The 15,316-nt window shown below is 69.6% G+C and carries 13 protein-coding genes, 1 tRNA gene and 1 pseudogene; 9 read left to right on the top strand and 6 right to left on the bottom strand.

Annotated elements, in window-relative coordinates; all coding sequences use genetic code 11:
- Positions 1–100 precede the first annotated feature (100 nt).
- A complete protein-coding gene (locus tag ABZT04_RS00005; RefSeq protein WP_356051049.1) occupies positions 101–721 on the bottom strand; it encodes a DUF461 domain-containing protein in 621 nt (206 codons plus the stop codon).
- Between the two features lie 609 nt (positions 722–1,330).
- On the opposite strand from ABZT04_RS00005, the gene ABZT04_RS00010 reads away from it, so the two are divergent.
- From ABZT04_RS00010 to ABZT04_RS00035, 6 genes are all read left to right on the top strand, one after another.
- The gene (locus ABZT04_RS00010) at positions 1,331–1,813 is read left to right on the top strand and encodes a CarD family transcriptional regulator (RefSeq protein ID WP_003953493.1); all 483 of its coding nucleotides are present in this window, start codon (positions 1,331–1,333) and stop codon (positions 1,811–1,813) included.
- 284 nt (positions 1,814–2,097) lie between these two features.
- Positions 2,098–2,850 (top strand): 2-C-methyl-D-erythritol 4-phosphate cytidylyltransferase, encoded by a 753-nt coding sequence (ispD, locus tag ABZT04_RS00015; RefSeq protein ID WP_356051051.1) that lies wholly within the window; start codon positions 2,098–2,100, stop codon positions 2,848–2,850.
- Positions 2,840–3,337, top strand: coding sequence for a 2-C-methyl-D-erythritol 2,4-cyclodiphosphate synthase (gene ispF, locus ABZT04_RS00020; RefSeq protein WP_356051053.1), 498 nt, complete (start codon positions 2,840–2,842; stop codon positions 3,335–3,337). The genes ispD and ispF overlap by 11 nt, the downstream gene beginning before the upstream one ends.
- 88 nt (positions 3,338–3,425) lie before the next feature.
- Positions 3,426–4,826: a cysteine--tRNA ligase gene (gene cysS, locus ABZT04_RS00025; RefSeq protein WP_356051055.1), complete on the top strand. Its 1,401-nt coding sequence runs from the start codon at positions 3,426–3,428 to the stop codon at positions 4,824–4,826.
- 121 nt (positions 4,827–4,947) lie between these two features.
- The gene (gene rlmB / locus ABZT04_RS00030) at positions 4,948–5,892 is read left to right on the top strand and encodes a 23S rRNA (guanosine(2251)-2'-O)-methyltransferase RlmB (protein ID WP_356051057.1); all 945 of its coding nucleotides are present in this window, start codon (positions 4,948–4,950) and stop codon (positions 5,890–5,892) included.
- A gap of 273 nt (positions 5,893–6,165) precedes the next feature.
- On the top strand, positions 6,166–7,812 hold the full coding sequence (locus ABZT04_RS00035; protein ID WP_356051059.1) for a DoxX family membrane protein: 1,647 nt from the start codon (positions 6,166–6,168) through the stop codon (positions 7,810–7,812).
- A 139-nt stretch (positions 7,813–7,951) separates the two neighbouring features.
- Here the strand turns inward: ABZT04_RS00035 and ABZT04_RS00040 are convergent, their stop codons facing one another.
- The 3 genes from ABZT04_RS00040 to ugpC form a co-directional block, all read right to left on the bottom strand.
- Complete coding sequence (locus tag ABZT04_RS00040; protein ID WP_356051061.1) at positions 7,952–8,683, bottom strand: nucleotidyltransferase family protein; 732 nt, start codon at positions 8,681–8,683, stop codon at positions 7,952–7,954.
- 96 nt (positions 8,684–8,779) lie between these two features.
- Positions 8,780–9,235 (bottom strand): hypothetical protein, encoded by a 456-nt coding sequence (locus ABZT04_RS00045; RefSeq protein ID WP_356051063.1) that lies wholly within the window; start codon positions 9,233–9,235, stop codon positions 8,780–8,782.
- A gap of 207 nt (positions 9,236–9,442) precedes the next feature.
- Positions 9,443–10,579, bottom strand: coding sequence for a sn-glycerol-3-phosphate ABC transporter ATP-binding protein UgpC (ugpC, locus tag ABZT04_RS00050; RefSeq protein WP_356051065.1), 1,137 nt, complete (start codon positions 10,577–10,579; stop codon positions 9,443–9,445).
- A 236-nt stretch (positions 10,580–10,815) separates the two neighbouring features.
- On the opposite strand from ugpC, the gene ABZT04_RS00055 reads away from it, so the two are divergent.
- Positions 10,816–10,889, top strand: a tRNA-Thr gene (locus ABZT04_RS00055).
- Between the two features lie 128 nt (positions 10,890–11,017).
- On the opposite strand, the gene ABZT04_RS00060 is transcribed toward ABZT04_RS00055, so the two are convergent.
- Together ABZT04_RS00060 and ABZT04_RS00065 are read right to left on the bottom strand one after the other, a co-directional pair.
- A complete protein-coding gene (locus ABZT04_RS00060; protein WP_356051066.1) occupies positions 11,018–12,631 on the bottom strand; it encodes a site-specific integrase in 1,614 nt (537 codons plus the stop codon).
- Positions 12,628–13,308 (bottom strand): helix-turn-helix transcriptional regulator, encoded by a 681-nt coding sequence (locus ABZT04_RS00065; protein WP_356051067.1) that lies wholly within the window; start codon positions 13,306–13,308, stop codon positions 12,628–12,630. Before ABZT04_RS00065 ends, ABZT04_RS00060 begins: the two co-directional genes overlap by 4 nt.
- A gap of 97 nt (positions 13,309–13,405) precedes the next feature.
- Between ABZT04_RS00065 and ABZT04_RS00070 the strand changes: the two genes are divergently transcribed.
- Positions 13,406–13,645 carry a hypothetical protein gene (locus ABZT04_RS00070; RefSeq protein WP_201054394.1) on the top strand — a complete coding sequence of 80 codons (240 nt, stop codon included), beginning with the start codon at positions 13,406–13,408 and terminating at the stop codon, positions 13,643–13,645.
- Positions 13,646–13,878: 233 nt separating this feature from the next.
- A pseudogene (locus tag ABZT04_RS00075) lies at positions 13,879–15,170 on the top strand (DUF3631 domain-containing protein).
- Positions 15,171–15,316 lie beyond the last annotated feature (146 nt).

Below are 15,316 nucleotides of genomic sequence, written 5' to 3' on the forward strand. Positions count from 1 at the left end.
TATGGAGGCCCTCGACGCGTCAGCGCCGTGCGACCTCATCGACATGATCAAGGGCGGGACCTCCGTGTGAGGTCCCGCCCGTCGTCGTACGGCGGCTCGCTCAGCCCGCGGACGGCGACTGGGTGGCCGTCGCGCTCGCCGAGGCCGAGTCGGTCGGGGTGGCCGAGGTGCTCTTGCCCGGCTTCGGGGAGGTGCTCGCGGTGGCCGAGGGGATCGAGGTCGGGCCCCACTTGGTGAAGTAGCTGTCGGCCGGGACGACGAAGGCGCTCAGGCTCACGCCGCCGGTCTTGCTGAAGGTGAAGGTGATCTTCTGGACGTTGCCGTCCTTGATGCTGCCGGAGTCGGTCAGGGCCGCCGAGGCGTTGCCCTTGCCGCCCAGGACGAGCGAGCCGCCGGCCGGGACGACCAGCTTGCCCTTGCCCTTGGCGGGGGTGAGCTTGGCGGTGCCGGCGCCGTCGATGCTGACGGAGTCCAGGGTCTGGGCGTGGGTATCGGTGTTGAACAGGGTCGCGGAGATGACCGCGGGGCCGCTGGACGCGGTGTCGGGCTGGGTGATGACGAGCGCGTTCTGCACCTTGATGTCGCCGACGGAGACGGCCGCGTTGTCCGGCTTGACCTCCAGCGTCTGGGCGTCGTTGCCGGCGCCGCACGCGGCGAGCGAGGCGATCGAGAACGCGATGGCGGCGGCGGCGAGGGTGCCGCGTCGAAGGCTGCTGCTCACGGCGGCGGCTACTCCTTGAACGTGGGCGGAGCAGGGCGACTCCCGAATAAAGCCGCCCTAAGTGTCTGTCAGCGGCCTTAGGTTACCGAGCCGTTCCCGCGCCATCGCACCCGACCCTCCCCAACCACACCGGCTTCGCTCGTGCAGGGGGGTGTCCGGGTGCCACAAGTGACTCACGGGTCACTTTCGCGCGGCACTCGTCCTGCATTCACATAAGAGGCCCGGGCTTCCGTCAGGGGTTTTCCGTGAAGAATGCACGGCACCCCGGGAAATTGATCACGAGCCGCTCGTCCGGTGTCGGTGATCAATTCCGGATTGGTCTCGTACCGGGCTCCGCCCACCGAACGGAGTAGCGGAAGTCGAGTACTTGGAACCAGACATTTGGGGACGTTCGTCCACTTGGGGGCGCCTCCGGATGTGTGTAACGTACGCGTTTCACCTCGCCCGGAGAGCCGCTCCGACCTGCGAATACCCTCTTCCGCTCGGCGCCCGCAGCACGTTCCTGTTGCTGTTGTCAAGCCCCGAGATATGCCCTGACCTGCGAAAACGCCATTCAGAACGCGCGGTTTCCGTGTTACCCTGGATAGCCACGGAAGGGGTACCTGTCACATGACGTTCAAGGTTGGCGACACCGTGGTCTATCCCCATCACGGGGCCGCGCTGATCGAGGCTATCGAAACTCGCCAGATCAAAGGCGTGGACAAGACCTACTTGGTGCTGAAGGTCGCCCAGGGTGATCTGACGGTGCGTGTGCCAGCGGACAATGCGGAGTTCGTCGGCGTGCGTGATGTGGTCGGTCAGGACGGGCTGGACCGGGTCTTCGAGGTGCTGCGCGCTCCGTATGCCGAGGAGCCCACGAACTGGTCGCGTCGTTACAAGGCAAATCTGGAGAAGCTCGCCTCCGGCGATGTCATCAAGGTCGCGGAAGTCGTCCGTGACCTGTGGCGTCGTGAGCGCGAGCGCGGACTCTCCGCAGGTGAGAAGCGCATGCTCGCCAAGGCTCGCCAGATTCTGGTGAGCGAGCTCGCGCTCGCGGAGAACACGAACGAGGACAAGGCCGAGGCCCTGCTCGACGAGGTTCTCGCGTCCTGACGCAGGCGACTGGTACGCCCTGCTCAGCACTGTGAAATGCCGTGGTGCCCGATGACAGCCCGTCTGTCGCCGGGCGCTTCGGCATGTTCGGGGGATTTCACGACCCCGTCGACGACTTCGTCGAAGACCTCCGTCGAACGCCGGAGAAACGCCCCCCGATAATGGTGTGCCGGGCCCGGGCGCAGGCTTGACCGGTGTCACGGAAGGGTCCGGTCAAGGCGTCGCGCCCGGCACTCCTGAGGCCATACCCACGTAGGTCGAGCACACAAACCTGACAGGAACCGATGTCTGACGATTCGCGCCCTTCGCAGGCGCAGTCTTCCGCCGCAGCCGTCATTCCGGCCGCCGGCCGGGGCGTACGCCTCGGTCCGGGCGCCCCCAAAGCGCTACGCGCGCTGAACGGCACCCCCATGCTCATCCACGCGGTCCGCGCACTGGCCGCGTCCCGTGCCGTCTCCCTGGTCGTGGTCGTGGCCCCGCCCGACGGTGCCGCCGAGGTCAAGGCGCTCCTCGGCGCGCACGCGCTGCCCGAGCGCACCGACTTCCTGGTCGTCCCCGGCGGCGACTCCCGCCAGGAGTCCGTGAAGCTCGGCCTGGCCGCGCTGCCCCCCGGCTACGACATCGTCCTGGTCCACGACGCCGCCCGCCCGCTCGTCCCGGTCGACACGGTCGACGCGGTCATCGAGGCCGTACGGGACGGAGCGCCCGCCGTCGTACCGGCGCTGCCCCTCGCCGACACCGTCAAGCAGGTCGAGCCCGCCGAGACCCCGGGCGCGCCGGAGCCGGTCGTCGCCACACCGGAGCGGGCCCGCCTCCGTGCCGTGCAGACACCGCAGGGCTTCGACCGGGCGACGCTGGTCCGCGCGCACGAGACGGTCACGGACAACGTGACCGACGACGCGAGCATGGTCGAGCAGCTCGGTCTGCGGGTCGTGGTCGTCCCCGGCCATGAGGAGGCCTTCAAGGTGACCCGCCCCCTGGACCTGGTCCTGGCGGAGGCGGTCCTCGCCCGCCGGAGGCTGAACGATGGCTTCTGAGCCCGGCATGGTCCTGCCCCAGGTCGGCATCGGCACCGACATCCACGCCTTCGAGGAGGGCCGCGAGCTGTGGTGCGCCGGCCTGAAGTGGGAGGGCGAGGGCCCGGGGCTGGCCGGCCACTCCGACGCGGACGTCGTCGCGCACGCCGCGTGCAACGCGCTGTTCTCGGCCGCCGGACTCGGCGACCTGGGCCAACACTTCGGCACCGGCCGCCCCGAGTGGTCGGGCGCGTCCGGCGTGACCCTGCTGACGGAGGCGGCCCGGATCGTCCGCGAGGCGGGTTTCACGATCGGCAACGTCGCCGTACAGGTCGTAGGACCGCGACCGAAGATCGGCAAGCGGCGGGACGAGGCGCAGAAACTGCTGTCGGCGGCGGTCGGTGCGCCGGTGTCGGTGTCCGGCGCCACGACGGACGGGCTCGGCTTCCCGGGGCGCCACGAGGGGTTGATGGCGGTGGCGACGGCGTTGGTGGTCAGGACCGGCTGAACCACCCCCGCATGCGAATGTCACGAATACGTGCCCCTTGGGCGGGAAGGGTCGCGGGGCACTACCCACGGCCCACTACCCTGGTGGGGTGACCATTCGTCTGTACGACACCAGCGCCCGGCAGATTCGCGACTTCAACCCGCTCACCGCGGGCTGTGTCTCGATCTACCTGTGTGGTGCCACCGTGCAGGCCGCTCCGCACATCGGTCACATCCGCTCGGGTCTCAACTTCGACATCCTGCGCCGCTGGTTCGAGTACCGCGGCTACGACGTCACGTTCATCCGCAACGTCACGGACATCGACGACAAGATCATCGCCAAGTCCCGTGACCAGGGCCGCCCTTGGTGGTCCATCGGGTACGAGAACGAGCGCGCGTTCAACGACGGCTACCAGGCGCTCGGTTGCCTCCCGCCGACGTACGAACCGCGGGCGACCGGGCACGTGCCAGAGATGATCGAGATGATGCGCGGGCTCATCGAGCGCGGTCACGCCTACGAGGCCGACGGCAGCGTCTACTTCGACGTGCGCTCGTACCCGGACTACCTCCAGTTGTCCAACCAGGACATCGACGACCTGCGCCAGCCCACCGAGGAAGGCATCACCGGCAAACGCGACCCGCGCGACTTCGCGATGTGGAAGGCGACCAAGCCGGGCGAGCCCGACTGGGAGACGCCCTGGGGGCGCGGCCGTCCGGGCTGGCATCTGGAGTGCTCGGCGATGGCGCACAAGTACCTGGGCCCCGCCTTCGACATCCACGGCGGCGGCCTCGACCTGATCTTCCCGCACCACGAGAACGAGATCGCCCAGGCCAAGGCCTACGGCGACGACTTCGCGCAGTACTGGGTGCACAACGCCTGGGTCACCATGAGCGGCGAGAAGATGTCGAAGTCGCTCGGCAACAGCGTGCTGGTGAGCGAGATGGTCAAGGCGTGGCGGCCGATCGTGCTGCGCTACTACCTCGGCACCCCGCACTACCGCTCGATGATCGAGTACAGCGAGGAGGCCCTGCGCGAGGCCGAGTCCGCGTTCGCGCGGATCGAGGGCTTCGTGCAGCGGGTGGTGGAGAAGGCCGGGGGAGCCGTCGAGCCCGCGGCCGAGGTGCCGCCCGCCTTCGCCGAGGCGATGGACGACGACCTGGGCGTGCCGCAGGCGCTGGCCATCGTGCACACCACGGTCAGGCAGGGCAACAGCGCGTTGGCGGCCGACGACAAGGAAGCCGCCGTGGCCCGCCTCGCCGAGGTGCGCGCCATGCTCGGCGTCCTCGGCCTCGACCCGCTGGACCCGCAGTGGGCCGGCGAGACCGACCGCGGCGACGACCTGCACGGCGTGGTCGACACCCTGGTCCGCATGGTCCTCGACCAGCGCGAGGCCGCCCGCGGTCGTAAGGACTGGGCCACCGCGGACGCCATCCGCGACCAGCTCAACCAGTCGGGCCTGTCCATCGAGGACGGCCCGCAGGGCCCCCGCTGGACCCTCGGCCCCCGCTGAACCCACCCCGGTCACATCCCGGTCAACGAAGATCGACTGTGCCGCCCGGCCCTCCGGGCGGCACACTGCATAGACGTACGTACTTCATCGCACTTCATCGCATCGCACAGACAGGTAGGTCATGGCAGCCAACAACCGCCGCATGTCCGGCAAGAAGGGCGCGCAGGTCGGCAGTGGCGGCCAGCGGCGCAAGGGCCTGGAGGGCAAGGGGCCGACCCCGCCCGCCGAGGCGCGCAAGGGCCACAAGAAGAACCGCGTCGCCAACGCCAAGGCCAAGCAGCTCCAGCGCCGGGCACCGGTCGCGCGCGGGCGTGGCGGCAAGGGCACGTCCGAGATGGTCGTGGGGCGCAACCCGGTCGTGGAGGCGCTGCGCGAGGGCGTTCCGGCGGTCACGCTCTACGTCCAGCAGTTCATCGACAACGACGAGCGGGTGCGCGAGGCGCTCCAGCTCGTCGCCGAGCGCGGCGGCGTCCACCTCATGGAGGCCCCGCGCCCCGAGCTGGACCGCATGACCAACGGCCTCAACCACCAGGGCCTGGTCCTCCAGGTCCCGCCGTACGAGTACGCGCACGCCGAGGACCTCGCCAACGCGGCCTACGACAAGGGCGAGGACCCGCTGATCGTCGCCCTCGACGGGGTGACCGACCCGCGCAACCTCGGCGCGATCGTCCGCTCCGTCTCCGCGTTCGGCGGCCACGGCGTCCTGGTGCCCGAGCGGCGCGCGGCCGGCATGACCGCCGGCGCCTGGAAGACCTCCGCGGGCACCGCCGCCCGCACCCCGGTCGCCCGCGCCACCAACCTGACGCGTGCCCTGGAGGCGTACAAGAAGGCCGGCATCGCGATCGTCGGCCTGGCCGCCGACGGCGAGTCCGACATCACCGAACTGACCGCCCTGGAAGGCCCGGTGGTCATCGTCGTAGGCAGCGAGGGCAAGGGCCTGTCCCGACTCGTCGGCGAGACCTGCGACTTCCGGGTACGGATCCCGATGCCGGGCGGCGCGGAGTCGCTGAACGCCGGTGTCGCGGCCGGGGTTGTCCTCTACGAGGCGGCGCGTAAGCGTTCCTGAGGGGGCGTGCGGCGCGGCCGGGATCGTGCTCTCCGGGGCGGCGTGTCGTGTCGGCGAGGCTGACGGGGGTCGGCGCGGCTAGGCGGGCGGAGTCGCTCAACTCGGTGTCGCGGCTGGGACTGTGCCTACGAGGCGGCGCTGACGGGCGTTCCTGAACGGGTGTTCGGCGGGGTCACCCGCTCGGGGCAATCTGGGTATCGAGGGCGAGCTTGACGCTGTCCGGACACATCCGGCAAGTCAAAGCAGTGTCCTAAACACACGTCACTCGGTTAGATGAGTGTGGACACCAGAACACCCCGCACACCCACGGGGGACCGCTCGTCCGGATTCCAGGCCGGGTTGGACGACGCTCCCGCGCTGAGCATGGTGAAGGTGCCGAGCGATCCGGCCCAGGTCATCGTCAATCATGCGAGCTTCCGCGTGCAGCTGGGCGCCTCGACGCGCACCCGAAACCCGCGCCTCGCACGGCACGTGAGCGCCGCTGAGGACACCGCCCGGATGCCCGCGGCCGGCGCCGCGCGCCGACGGCCCGTCGTCTGGAGCGGCAGGTCCGCCCCGGACGACACCGGCGCCCACCGGCTCCTCCAGGCCGTGCGGGGCAGCGGCGTCCGCCACGGCGCGCAGCCGGCCGGCGACGCCGGGGCCACGCAGGTCATCCCCCGTGTCGAAGACGGCGGTTACGGCGGCGGCTACGACGGCGACCTGACCGCGCAGACCCTCGAAACCCCCATCGTCGGCGCCCAGCGCGGCCATGACCACGACACCGGCGAAAACCGACTCCTGCCCCAGATGCGGACCGTGGGCAGCGCCTACGACGAACCCGCGTACGGAGGCGGGGAGTTCGAGGGCCCCGACGCGGACGAGACGGACGCGGAGCGCGACCGGCGCGCCAAGCGGTACGGCAACGACCCTGTCCGGCACGCCTATTACCCCGGCCGCCGGATGAACCTCGGCGTCGTCCTGCTCCCCCTCCGCATCTTCCTCGGCTTCATCTCGATCTACGCCGGCATGGGCAAGCTGTGCGACCCCGTCTACTTCGACGGCGGCAAACGCGGCTCCATGGTCAAGTGGCTCAACACCCTGCACCCCTGGGAAGTCGCCGAGCCACTACGGCAGTTCGCGCTCCAGCACCCCGTCGGCTCCGGCCTCGTCATCGCCTTCGCCCAGGTCATCGTGGGCGTCCTCACGATCCTCGGCCTGTGGCAGCGGGTCGCGGCGGTCGGCGGCGCGCTGCTCTCGGCCGCGCTCATCGTCACCGTGAGCTGGAAGACCGTTCCCGCCTACGACGCCCCCGACATCATCTACCTCGCCGCCTGGTCCCCGCTGATCATCGCCGGCGCCCCCGTCTACTCCGTCGACGGCCGACTCGCGGGCAGCGCCTGGCGCCGCCTCGGACCCCGCGCCGACATCTGGGAGTTGCGCCGCTATGTGCTGCGCCGCGGCGCCCTCGTCACGGCCGTCTCCATCGGCCTCACCCTGCTCATCGGCTCGCTGCTCGGCGGCGCGGTGCGCGACTCCAGCCGCGTGGTCGTCCCCGGCCCCGGCGAGGCCCCGCGCAACGAACTGCCCGGCGCCCCGCTCCCCGGCGAACCGACCAAGGATCACCGGAGCAGCACCCCCTCGGCGGTCAACTCCCCGTCCCACCACACCAGTTCGCCCACCCCGTCGCACGCCGCGACGACCCCGGGCGCGACCCACTCCTCCGGTACGGCCAGCAGCGGCACGCCCAGCCAGACACAGGGCACCGCGGGCCGTACACAGCCCCAGCAGTCCTCTCCGGCCGGCCAGGCCCCGAGTACGACCTCCGGTCCCACATCGAGCGGCGGTAGCACGGGCGGCACCGGATCGAGCGGTGGCTCCAGCACCGGGGGTTCGTCCTCCTCCGGCCAGCCGGGCCTGGTGGGCGGCCTGTTGGGGTAGCTGGGCCGGTGGGCGGCTTGTTGAAGCAGTCGCCCACCGGCTGACACCGACGACACGGGAGAGGGTCCCGCACACATTCGTGCGGGACCCTCTCGTCGTACTGGAACCGTCGTACTGGACGGGCGTACCGGACCGGTCTCTAACGCCCCAGCGCGGCAAGCTCCTTGGCGGCTTCCCTGAGGTCCTTCGCGGTGTCGATGGCCCGCCAGTACGCGCCCTGCGGGATCGGGAACCCGGCCAGCCTCAACTCCCGTGCGAGGTGCGGGAACGTGGTCCGCTCGTGGTCCCCCCGCTCCGGCAGCAAACCGGCGAACTCCGGCGAGAAGACGTAGACACCGGCATTGATCTCGTACGTCGTCGGCGGGGCCTCGATGAAGTCGGTGATGTGTCCGAAGCCGTCCGTCTGCACCGCGCCCCAGGGGATGCGCGGCCGGGCCAGCGCGAGCGTGGCGACGGCGTCGCGCTCGGTGTGGAAGTCCGCCATGTCGCGGAGCGAGAAGCGGGTCCAGATGTCGCCGTTGGTGGCGTACCAGGCGCTGTCCGGGCGGGGCAGACGCGCGGCGGCGTACTTGAGGCCGCCGCCGCGGCCCAGCGGCTCCGTCTCGACGACCGTGGTCACGTCGACGGGCAGGTCGGCTGTTTTCAGCCAGTCCTGCAGTACCTCGGCGAGATGGCCGCAACTGACGACCACATCGGTGACGCCCTCCTCGGCGAGCCAGCCGAGCTGATGGCCGATGATCGGCGTCCCCGTGCCGGGGATCTCGACCATCGGCTTGGGCCGGTCGTCGGTGTACGGGCGCAGCCGGGACCCCTGGCCACCGGCCAGGATCACGGCTTGGGTGGGGCGCGACGCGGCGTTCGGATCGGTCATGACCCGAACTGTACGTGGCGGCCCCACCGTGACTTTCGGCTGCAACCGTTCCTTAATCAGCCGTTACCGACCTCCTACTCCGGGCACCGGCTCCGGTCAGCTGTGCGCGGCCATGACCCCGGAGGCGAACGCGGTGTCGCACACGGGGCGGGCGTAGGACTGGGCGCGCGTCGCGCCGTAGATACGGACGGCGGCGCGGCCCAGTGCGCGGGCGATGGAGGTGCAGTGGGTGGCGAGCGACGGGTGGCCGTTGACCGCCTCCTGGAGGTGGGTCAGGACGACGCCCGGGTTCTTGTCCTGGAGTTCGGTCAGGAGCTGCTCGCGCAGGAGGTCCTGCGGGGCGCGTGCGGCGGCCCGTGAGGAGGCTCCGGCGGCCGTGACGTCCGTCGCGGTGAGCGTCGAACTGGAGGGGCTTCCCGTCCAGTTGACCCGGGTGACCGCGAGGGTTCCGGAGAGCACCATCATGACGGGCAGGACGAGGGCGAGGGTGCGGCCGATCCGGCGGGCCGGGCCCGGGCCGCGTCGCGTCTGTTGGTTAGTGGAGTGCTTCACGCGTGTGAGGGTAGCGTCCGGTAATGTTTTGGCGACATTTAGTCACCAATTTGGGGGATGGATTGGTGCCCCGGATTGGGTAGTGCGTTGACGAACAGCGCTCGAAATGACGGGTCTGCCGGGGTATTTGTCGACATGTTTCGAGCGTCCGCGCCCAACAGGAAGGGCCCCGCGGATGACCGCGGGGCCCTTGCTGGGAACGTTTGATCAGTCGGTGAGGCGCTCGCCCGTGGAGGTCGAGAAGACGTGCAGCTCGCCCGGACGCGGCACCACGTGCAGCGTCGAGCCCTTCTCCGGCACCGAGCGGCCGCTGACGCGGACGACCAGGTCCTTGAGGTCGTCGCCGACCTTGGCGCTGCCGTAGACGTAGCCGTCGGCGCCCAGCTCCTCGACGACGTTCACGGAGACCGCGAGTCCGGCCGGGGCGTCCTCGGTGTCCTTGGTGAGGGACTTCGCGGCGTCGCCGTTGTGCTCCTCGATGTCGAAGTGCTCGGGGCGCACGCCGACGGTCACCGTGCGGTCACCCTTGTCGGAGGCGGCCTTGAGGGCCTCGCGGTTGACCGGGACGACCGAGTTGCCGAACTTCACACCGCCGTCGGTGATCGGGACCTCGACCAGGTTCATGGCCGGGGAGCCGATGAAGCCGGCGACGAAGAGGTTCGCTGGGCGGTCGTACATGTTGCGGGGGCTGTCGACCTGCTGGAGCAGACCGTCCTTGAGCACGGCCACCCGGTCGCCCATCGTCATGGCCTCGACCTGGTCGTGGGTGACGTAGACGGTGGTGATGCCGAGGCGGCGCTGGAGCGAGGCGATCTGCGTACGGGTCGAGACGCGGAGCTTGGCGTCGAGGTTCGACAGCGGCTCGTCCATGAGGAAGACCTGGGGCTCACGCACGATGGCGCGACCCATCGCCACACGCTGGCGCTGACCACCGGAGAGGGCCTTGGGCTTGCGGGCCAGGTAGTCCGTGAGGTCGAGGATCTTCGCCGCGTCCTCCACCTTCTGGCGGATCTCGGCCTTGTTGACGCCGGCGATCTTGAGCGCGAAGCCCATGTTGTCGGCGACCGTCATGTGCGGGTACAGCGCGTAGTTCTGGAACACCATGGCGATGTCCCGGTCCTTCGGCGGCAGGTGCGTGACGTCGCGGTCACCGATGCGGATGGCGCCCGCGTTGACGTCCTCGAGCCCCGCGAGCATCCGGAGCGAGGTCGACTTGCCACAGCCGGACGGACCGACGAGGACGAGGAACTCGCCGTCCCCGACCTCGATCTCCAGACCGTCTACGGCGGGCTTCTCGGTGCCCGGGTAGATCCGGGTCGCCTTGTCGAACGAAACAGTGGCCATGGAAAGGGCCCCCTTCTACCGGCAGGAACGTGCCGGACGATCCGTTGTAGGAAGGTGGTGGTGTAGTCCACACGAGTGAACTGGATACGGACGGTACCTGGCGTTCGCCCGGTCTGTCAGTACCCGAAGGCATGTGAACTTCGCGGAAATTTTCGACAGGGCACGGCGGGGACCTGGGTACACTGCACGGGCACGTGATCGCGCGCGTGGTCGCTGACCTCGCATCGCTCGTGCAGGCCTCCTTAGCTCAGATGGCCAGAGCAACGCACTTGTAATGCGTAGGTCGTCGGTTCGAATCCGACAGGGGGCTCCTTCTAAGGCCAGGTCACATAGCCCGTGACCTGGCCTTTTGTGTTGCTCGGGGCATGACGGGTCACACGGCTGAGGTGCCGTGGGACGGCTTGCGTGAGCGATGCGTGAGCGGAGCGGCTCGGTGCCCTACTTCTTGGGCTTCTTCCGCGCCCTGTTCTTCTTCGCCTTGGCCTGGGCTTTCGCCTTCTCCTTGGCCTTCTGGGCGGCCTTCGCGGCCTTGCGGGCCGCCTTCTCCGCCTCGGCCTTGCGCTGGAGAGGGACCAGCTTGGCGGTGGCCTCGGCTGAGCTCTTGCCGACGTGGGGGAGGACGCTCTGGTAGATGTCCCGCGTGATGCGGGTGTCGCTGTGCCCGAGAGTGTCCGACACGATCTTCACGTCGATGCCGGCGGCGAGCATGAGGGTGGCCGCGCCGTGGCGGAGGTCGTGCAGCCGGATCGGCGGGAGACCGGAAGCGGCGACGAGCCGCTCGAACAGATCGGTGACCTTGCCGGGGTGCAGCCAGGAGCCGTCTTCCTGGGTGAAGACGAGACCGGTGTCGACCCAGGCCGATCCCCATTCCTCACGGTCGGCCGCCTGCTGCTTGCGGTGCCGCTCCAGGACGGTGACGGTGTCGTCGTCCAGGGCGACGACGCGGAAGCCGCTGTCGGTCTTCGGTTCGGACGCTTCGACATCCCATCCGTCCTGGACGAGTTGGCCGGTGACGGTGAGGGAATGCCGGTCGAGGTTGGTCTCCGACCAGGGCTGGCCGCACGCCTCGCCGCGACGCAGGCCGCGGAAGGCGATCAGGTGCCACATGGCGTACAGCCGGTCCGCGGCGACGAAGTCGAGGAAGGCGCCGGTCTGTTCCGGCGTCCAGACCATCACGGGGGAGGGCTTCTCGCCGGTCTGCTGCCATCGGGCGACCCGCTCGTCCGTCCAGACGAGGGCCTTCGGCTTGCGGACGGGGTCGATCTCGACGTGGGCTGCCGGGTTGAACGTGATGATCTGCTGGCCGATCGCCTCGTTCAGGGCGGCGCGGAGCGTGGCCTTGACGTGCTGGCGGGTGGACGGCCCGGTGACGCGGCGGAAGGGCGGCATCGCATCGATCGCCGTCTTCATGGCCTTGCGGCGGGCCCGGTTCTCCACGCCCTTCCACGGCACGGCCGCCAACTCCTCTACTGCCGCACGCCGTTGGGCGTTCTGCTCCAGGATCTCGGAGTTGGCGTCGGTGATGGCGGTGAACATCTCGCTCAGGTGACTCACGCGCAGCCGGTCGAGGCGCCGGTCGCCGATGTGGGGCTTGAGGTGCACGCGGACGTCGGTCTCGTAGCGGCTGACGCCCGACTTCCGGATGCGTTTGCCCGCGAGCCACCGGTCCAGCCACTCGCTCACGGTGAGGCTGCCTACGAGGTCCTGGCCGGCGTTGAGGCGACGCCGGGTCTCCTCCACGTCGGGGAGCGGCAGCTTGTCGCGGCTGACTTCGGACAGCATCTCAGCGATCAACTGGACGCCTTCGGGGTCGTCCGACTCGGCGAGCGCCATGAGGGCGCGTACGTGGTCTAGGTCGGCCTGGGCCGCCTTGAGGCTGGCGTACCCGCCACGGGCGAAGGAACGTCGGCTTCCATCTTCGCGGGGCGGCAACTCCTGGCGTATGGAGTAGGTGCAGTGGTTCCTGCTGTTGCGCTTCGGACAGGAGGAGCCGAGTTCCTTGCCGGTCTTGGGGTCGCGGCAGGAGCAGCGGCGGTAGGTGGAGCCCTTCAAAGGCGTTCCTCCGGGGTGGTGTTGGGGTCGGGTTCGGGCAGGTCGACGTCGCCCAGGGCGGGTGGGAGATAGGGCGGGGTGGCGCCTTCGTCGCGGATGTCGCGGCGCAGGTAGCGGAGTTTGTACTTGGCGGAGATGGCCTCGTCGGCGTACTTGGTCCGTCTGCGCTCGGCTTCGTCCTGTTGGGCGCGATTGCTTGCCGTCTTGGCTGCGAAGCGTGCCTGTTCCGCTTCTTCGAGTGCGGCGAGTGCAGTGCGTACGAGGTTGTCGTGCGCTTCGAAGTCGGGGATGAGGCCCGCGTCGTACAGGAACGTCTCCTCGTCGCCGGTGAAGCGCCGCAGGGCGTCCCAGGTGGGCACGAGGTCCTGGAAGGGGAGTTCCTGGGTTCGGTCGACGTAGCCGACCGGGAAGATCAGGCAGACCGGGTACGTCTCCAGGGCGGCGGCCAGGACGATGACGTCCACCAGGGGAAGGCTGGCGCGGCGTCCGGATTCCATGTTGGCGATCACGTTCCGCGGGATGGGATGCCCGAGCTGCTCGCACCGGTCGGCCAAGTCCTGTGCGCTCCATCCCATTTCCTTCCTTCTGCGCCGGACTTCGCCGGCGACGTTGGCCTTGACCCGGTCCGCCCACTCGGGGACGTCGTCCTCATCAGCATCCACACCGCGTTGTGTCATGCAGACACATTAGCTTCCCGATGATGGTTGGTAGACGCCTGGAGCCGGACGTGAGGGCCACGTTCGCCGAGGGCTGTACCGAAAAGGGGCGCACTGCATGCGCGAAGACGCGACGGCCGGACGGATGAAGGACTCGAAGGGGATGAGCCGGGAGGAGCTTCTCGCCCTCCCCGTATCCGTTGACCTGGACACAGGTAACCGTGCTCTCGGGCTCGGGCGGAGCAAGGGCTATGAGCTGGCGAAGCGGGGCGAGTACCCGTGCAAGGTGCTGCGGCTGGGCAACGCCTACCGGGTCGTGACGGCGGATCTGCTCGATCTGCTGGGTCTGGCGGCGTGATGGCGTGGCACCGTAGCAAACGGTTCTGCGCTGAGCTGACACAGAAACGCTGGACTGTTGCCGGGTGTGGACGTACGGTCCGTGTTCCCTCGCGATGGCCTGGTGCCCGCGAGATGGGGATGGGCCCCCGGCGGTGCAACGCCGGAGGCCCGAGCAACTCCAACCGGCCCGTGAAGAACCAACCCGGCGGCCAGGGCGCACACGCCCGCCACCGCCAGAAAAGGAGCTGCCCCGTGGAACATGCGGGAGCCGAGCCCTATTCCGACTCCGGCAAGCCCTCGTGGCCGCCCGTCACCGTCCCCGGCCAGCTCGGCCGCCACTCCGGCGAAGCCCCGACGCTCGCCAACGGCGGTGCGCCTGACGCCACTTCGGTGGAACAGCCTGCCGAGGAGACGGTGCCGGATCCTGAGCCGACGCCGGGCTCGGCGCTGCTGGACGAACTGCGTGCGCAGATAGCGAAGTTCGTGATCCTGCCTTCGCCGGAGGCGCTGGACGCGGTCACGCTGTGGGTGGCGGCGACGCATCTGCAGCCAGCGTGGCAGCACGCGCCGCGTCTGGCGGTGGTGGGGCCGGCGAAGCGGTGCGGCAAGTCGCGGCTGTTGGACGTGCTGACCGAGACGGTCCATGAGCCGATGCTCACCTCAACACCACGCCGGCGGCCATCTTCCGGTCGATCACCGAGGAGAACCCGCCCACGCTCCTGGTGGACGAGGCGGACACCATCTTCGGCACTCCGAAGGTGGCGGAGAAGAACGAGGAGATGCGCGGCCTGCTCAACGCCGGCCACCAGCGCAACCGGTACGTCACCCGGGTCGTGGGCAACGACCACACCCCGCACCGCTTCGCGACCTTCGCCATGGCGGCCATCGCGGGGATCGGCGACCTGCCCGACACGATCATGGACCGGGCCATAGTGATCCGGATGCGGCGCCGGGCCGAGGGCGAGAAGGTCAAGCCCTTCCGCTCCCGCCGCGACATCCCGCCCCTGCATGAACTGCGGGACCGCATCGTTGCCTGGGCCAGGCCGTTGCTGGATGAGGCGGCGGAGCTGGAGCCGGTCATGCCGGTGGAAGACCGGGCGGCTGACACCTGGGAGCCCTTGGTCATCGTCGCCGATCTGGCCGCCGGGTCCTGGCCCCGTCGCGCCCGCGAGGCGTGTGCGCGGATGGTGGCCACTGAGGTCGAGGCGGAGGAGGAGCGACCCGGCGGCGCGCGGATCCTCGCCGACATCCGCCGGGTCTTCGTCGCCCAGCGCGAGGCAGACAGCCTCTCCACGGACGAGCTGCTGTACCACCTGCGCAAGGACGCCGAGGCACCGTGGGCGGAGTTGGGGCGCAGCGGGCTGGACTCCCGCGACCTGGCACGGATGCTCAGTCCATACGCCATCAAGCCCGGCAACGTCCGCCTCGCCGACGGAACCCAGCGCAAGGGCTACATGCGCAACAAGTTCCTCGACGCCTGGCGGCGCTACTGCCCCACCGTCCACCCGGTGGACGCCGGGCCTAGCATCTCCGCCTCGGGCTGAGCCCCGCATCCCCCCGGTGGCCGTCCCTGCCGTCCCTGCCGTGATCCCGCAGGTCAAACGGCATGCAGCTAAGACGGAAACCGGGGGCAAGACGGCAACGCGATCATGAAGGCCGCGTTGCGGGACCGGGACCACGTCCCGATCCG

The sequence above is a fragment of the Streptomyces sp. NPDC005492 genome (genome assembly GCF_040605995.1).
Lineage (GTDB): Bacteria > Actinomycetota > Actinomycetes > Streptomycetales > Streptomycetaceae > Streptomyces.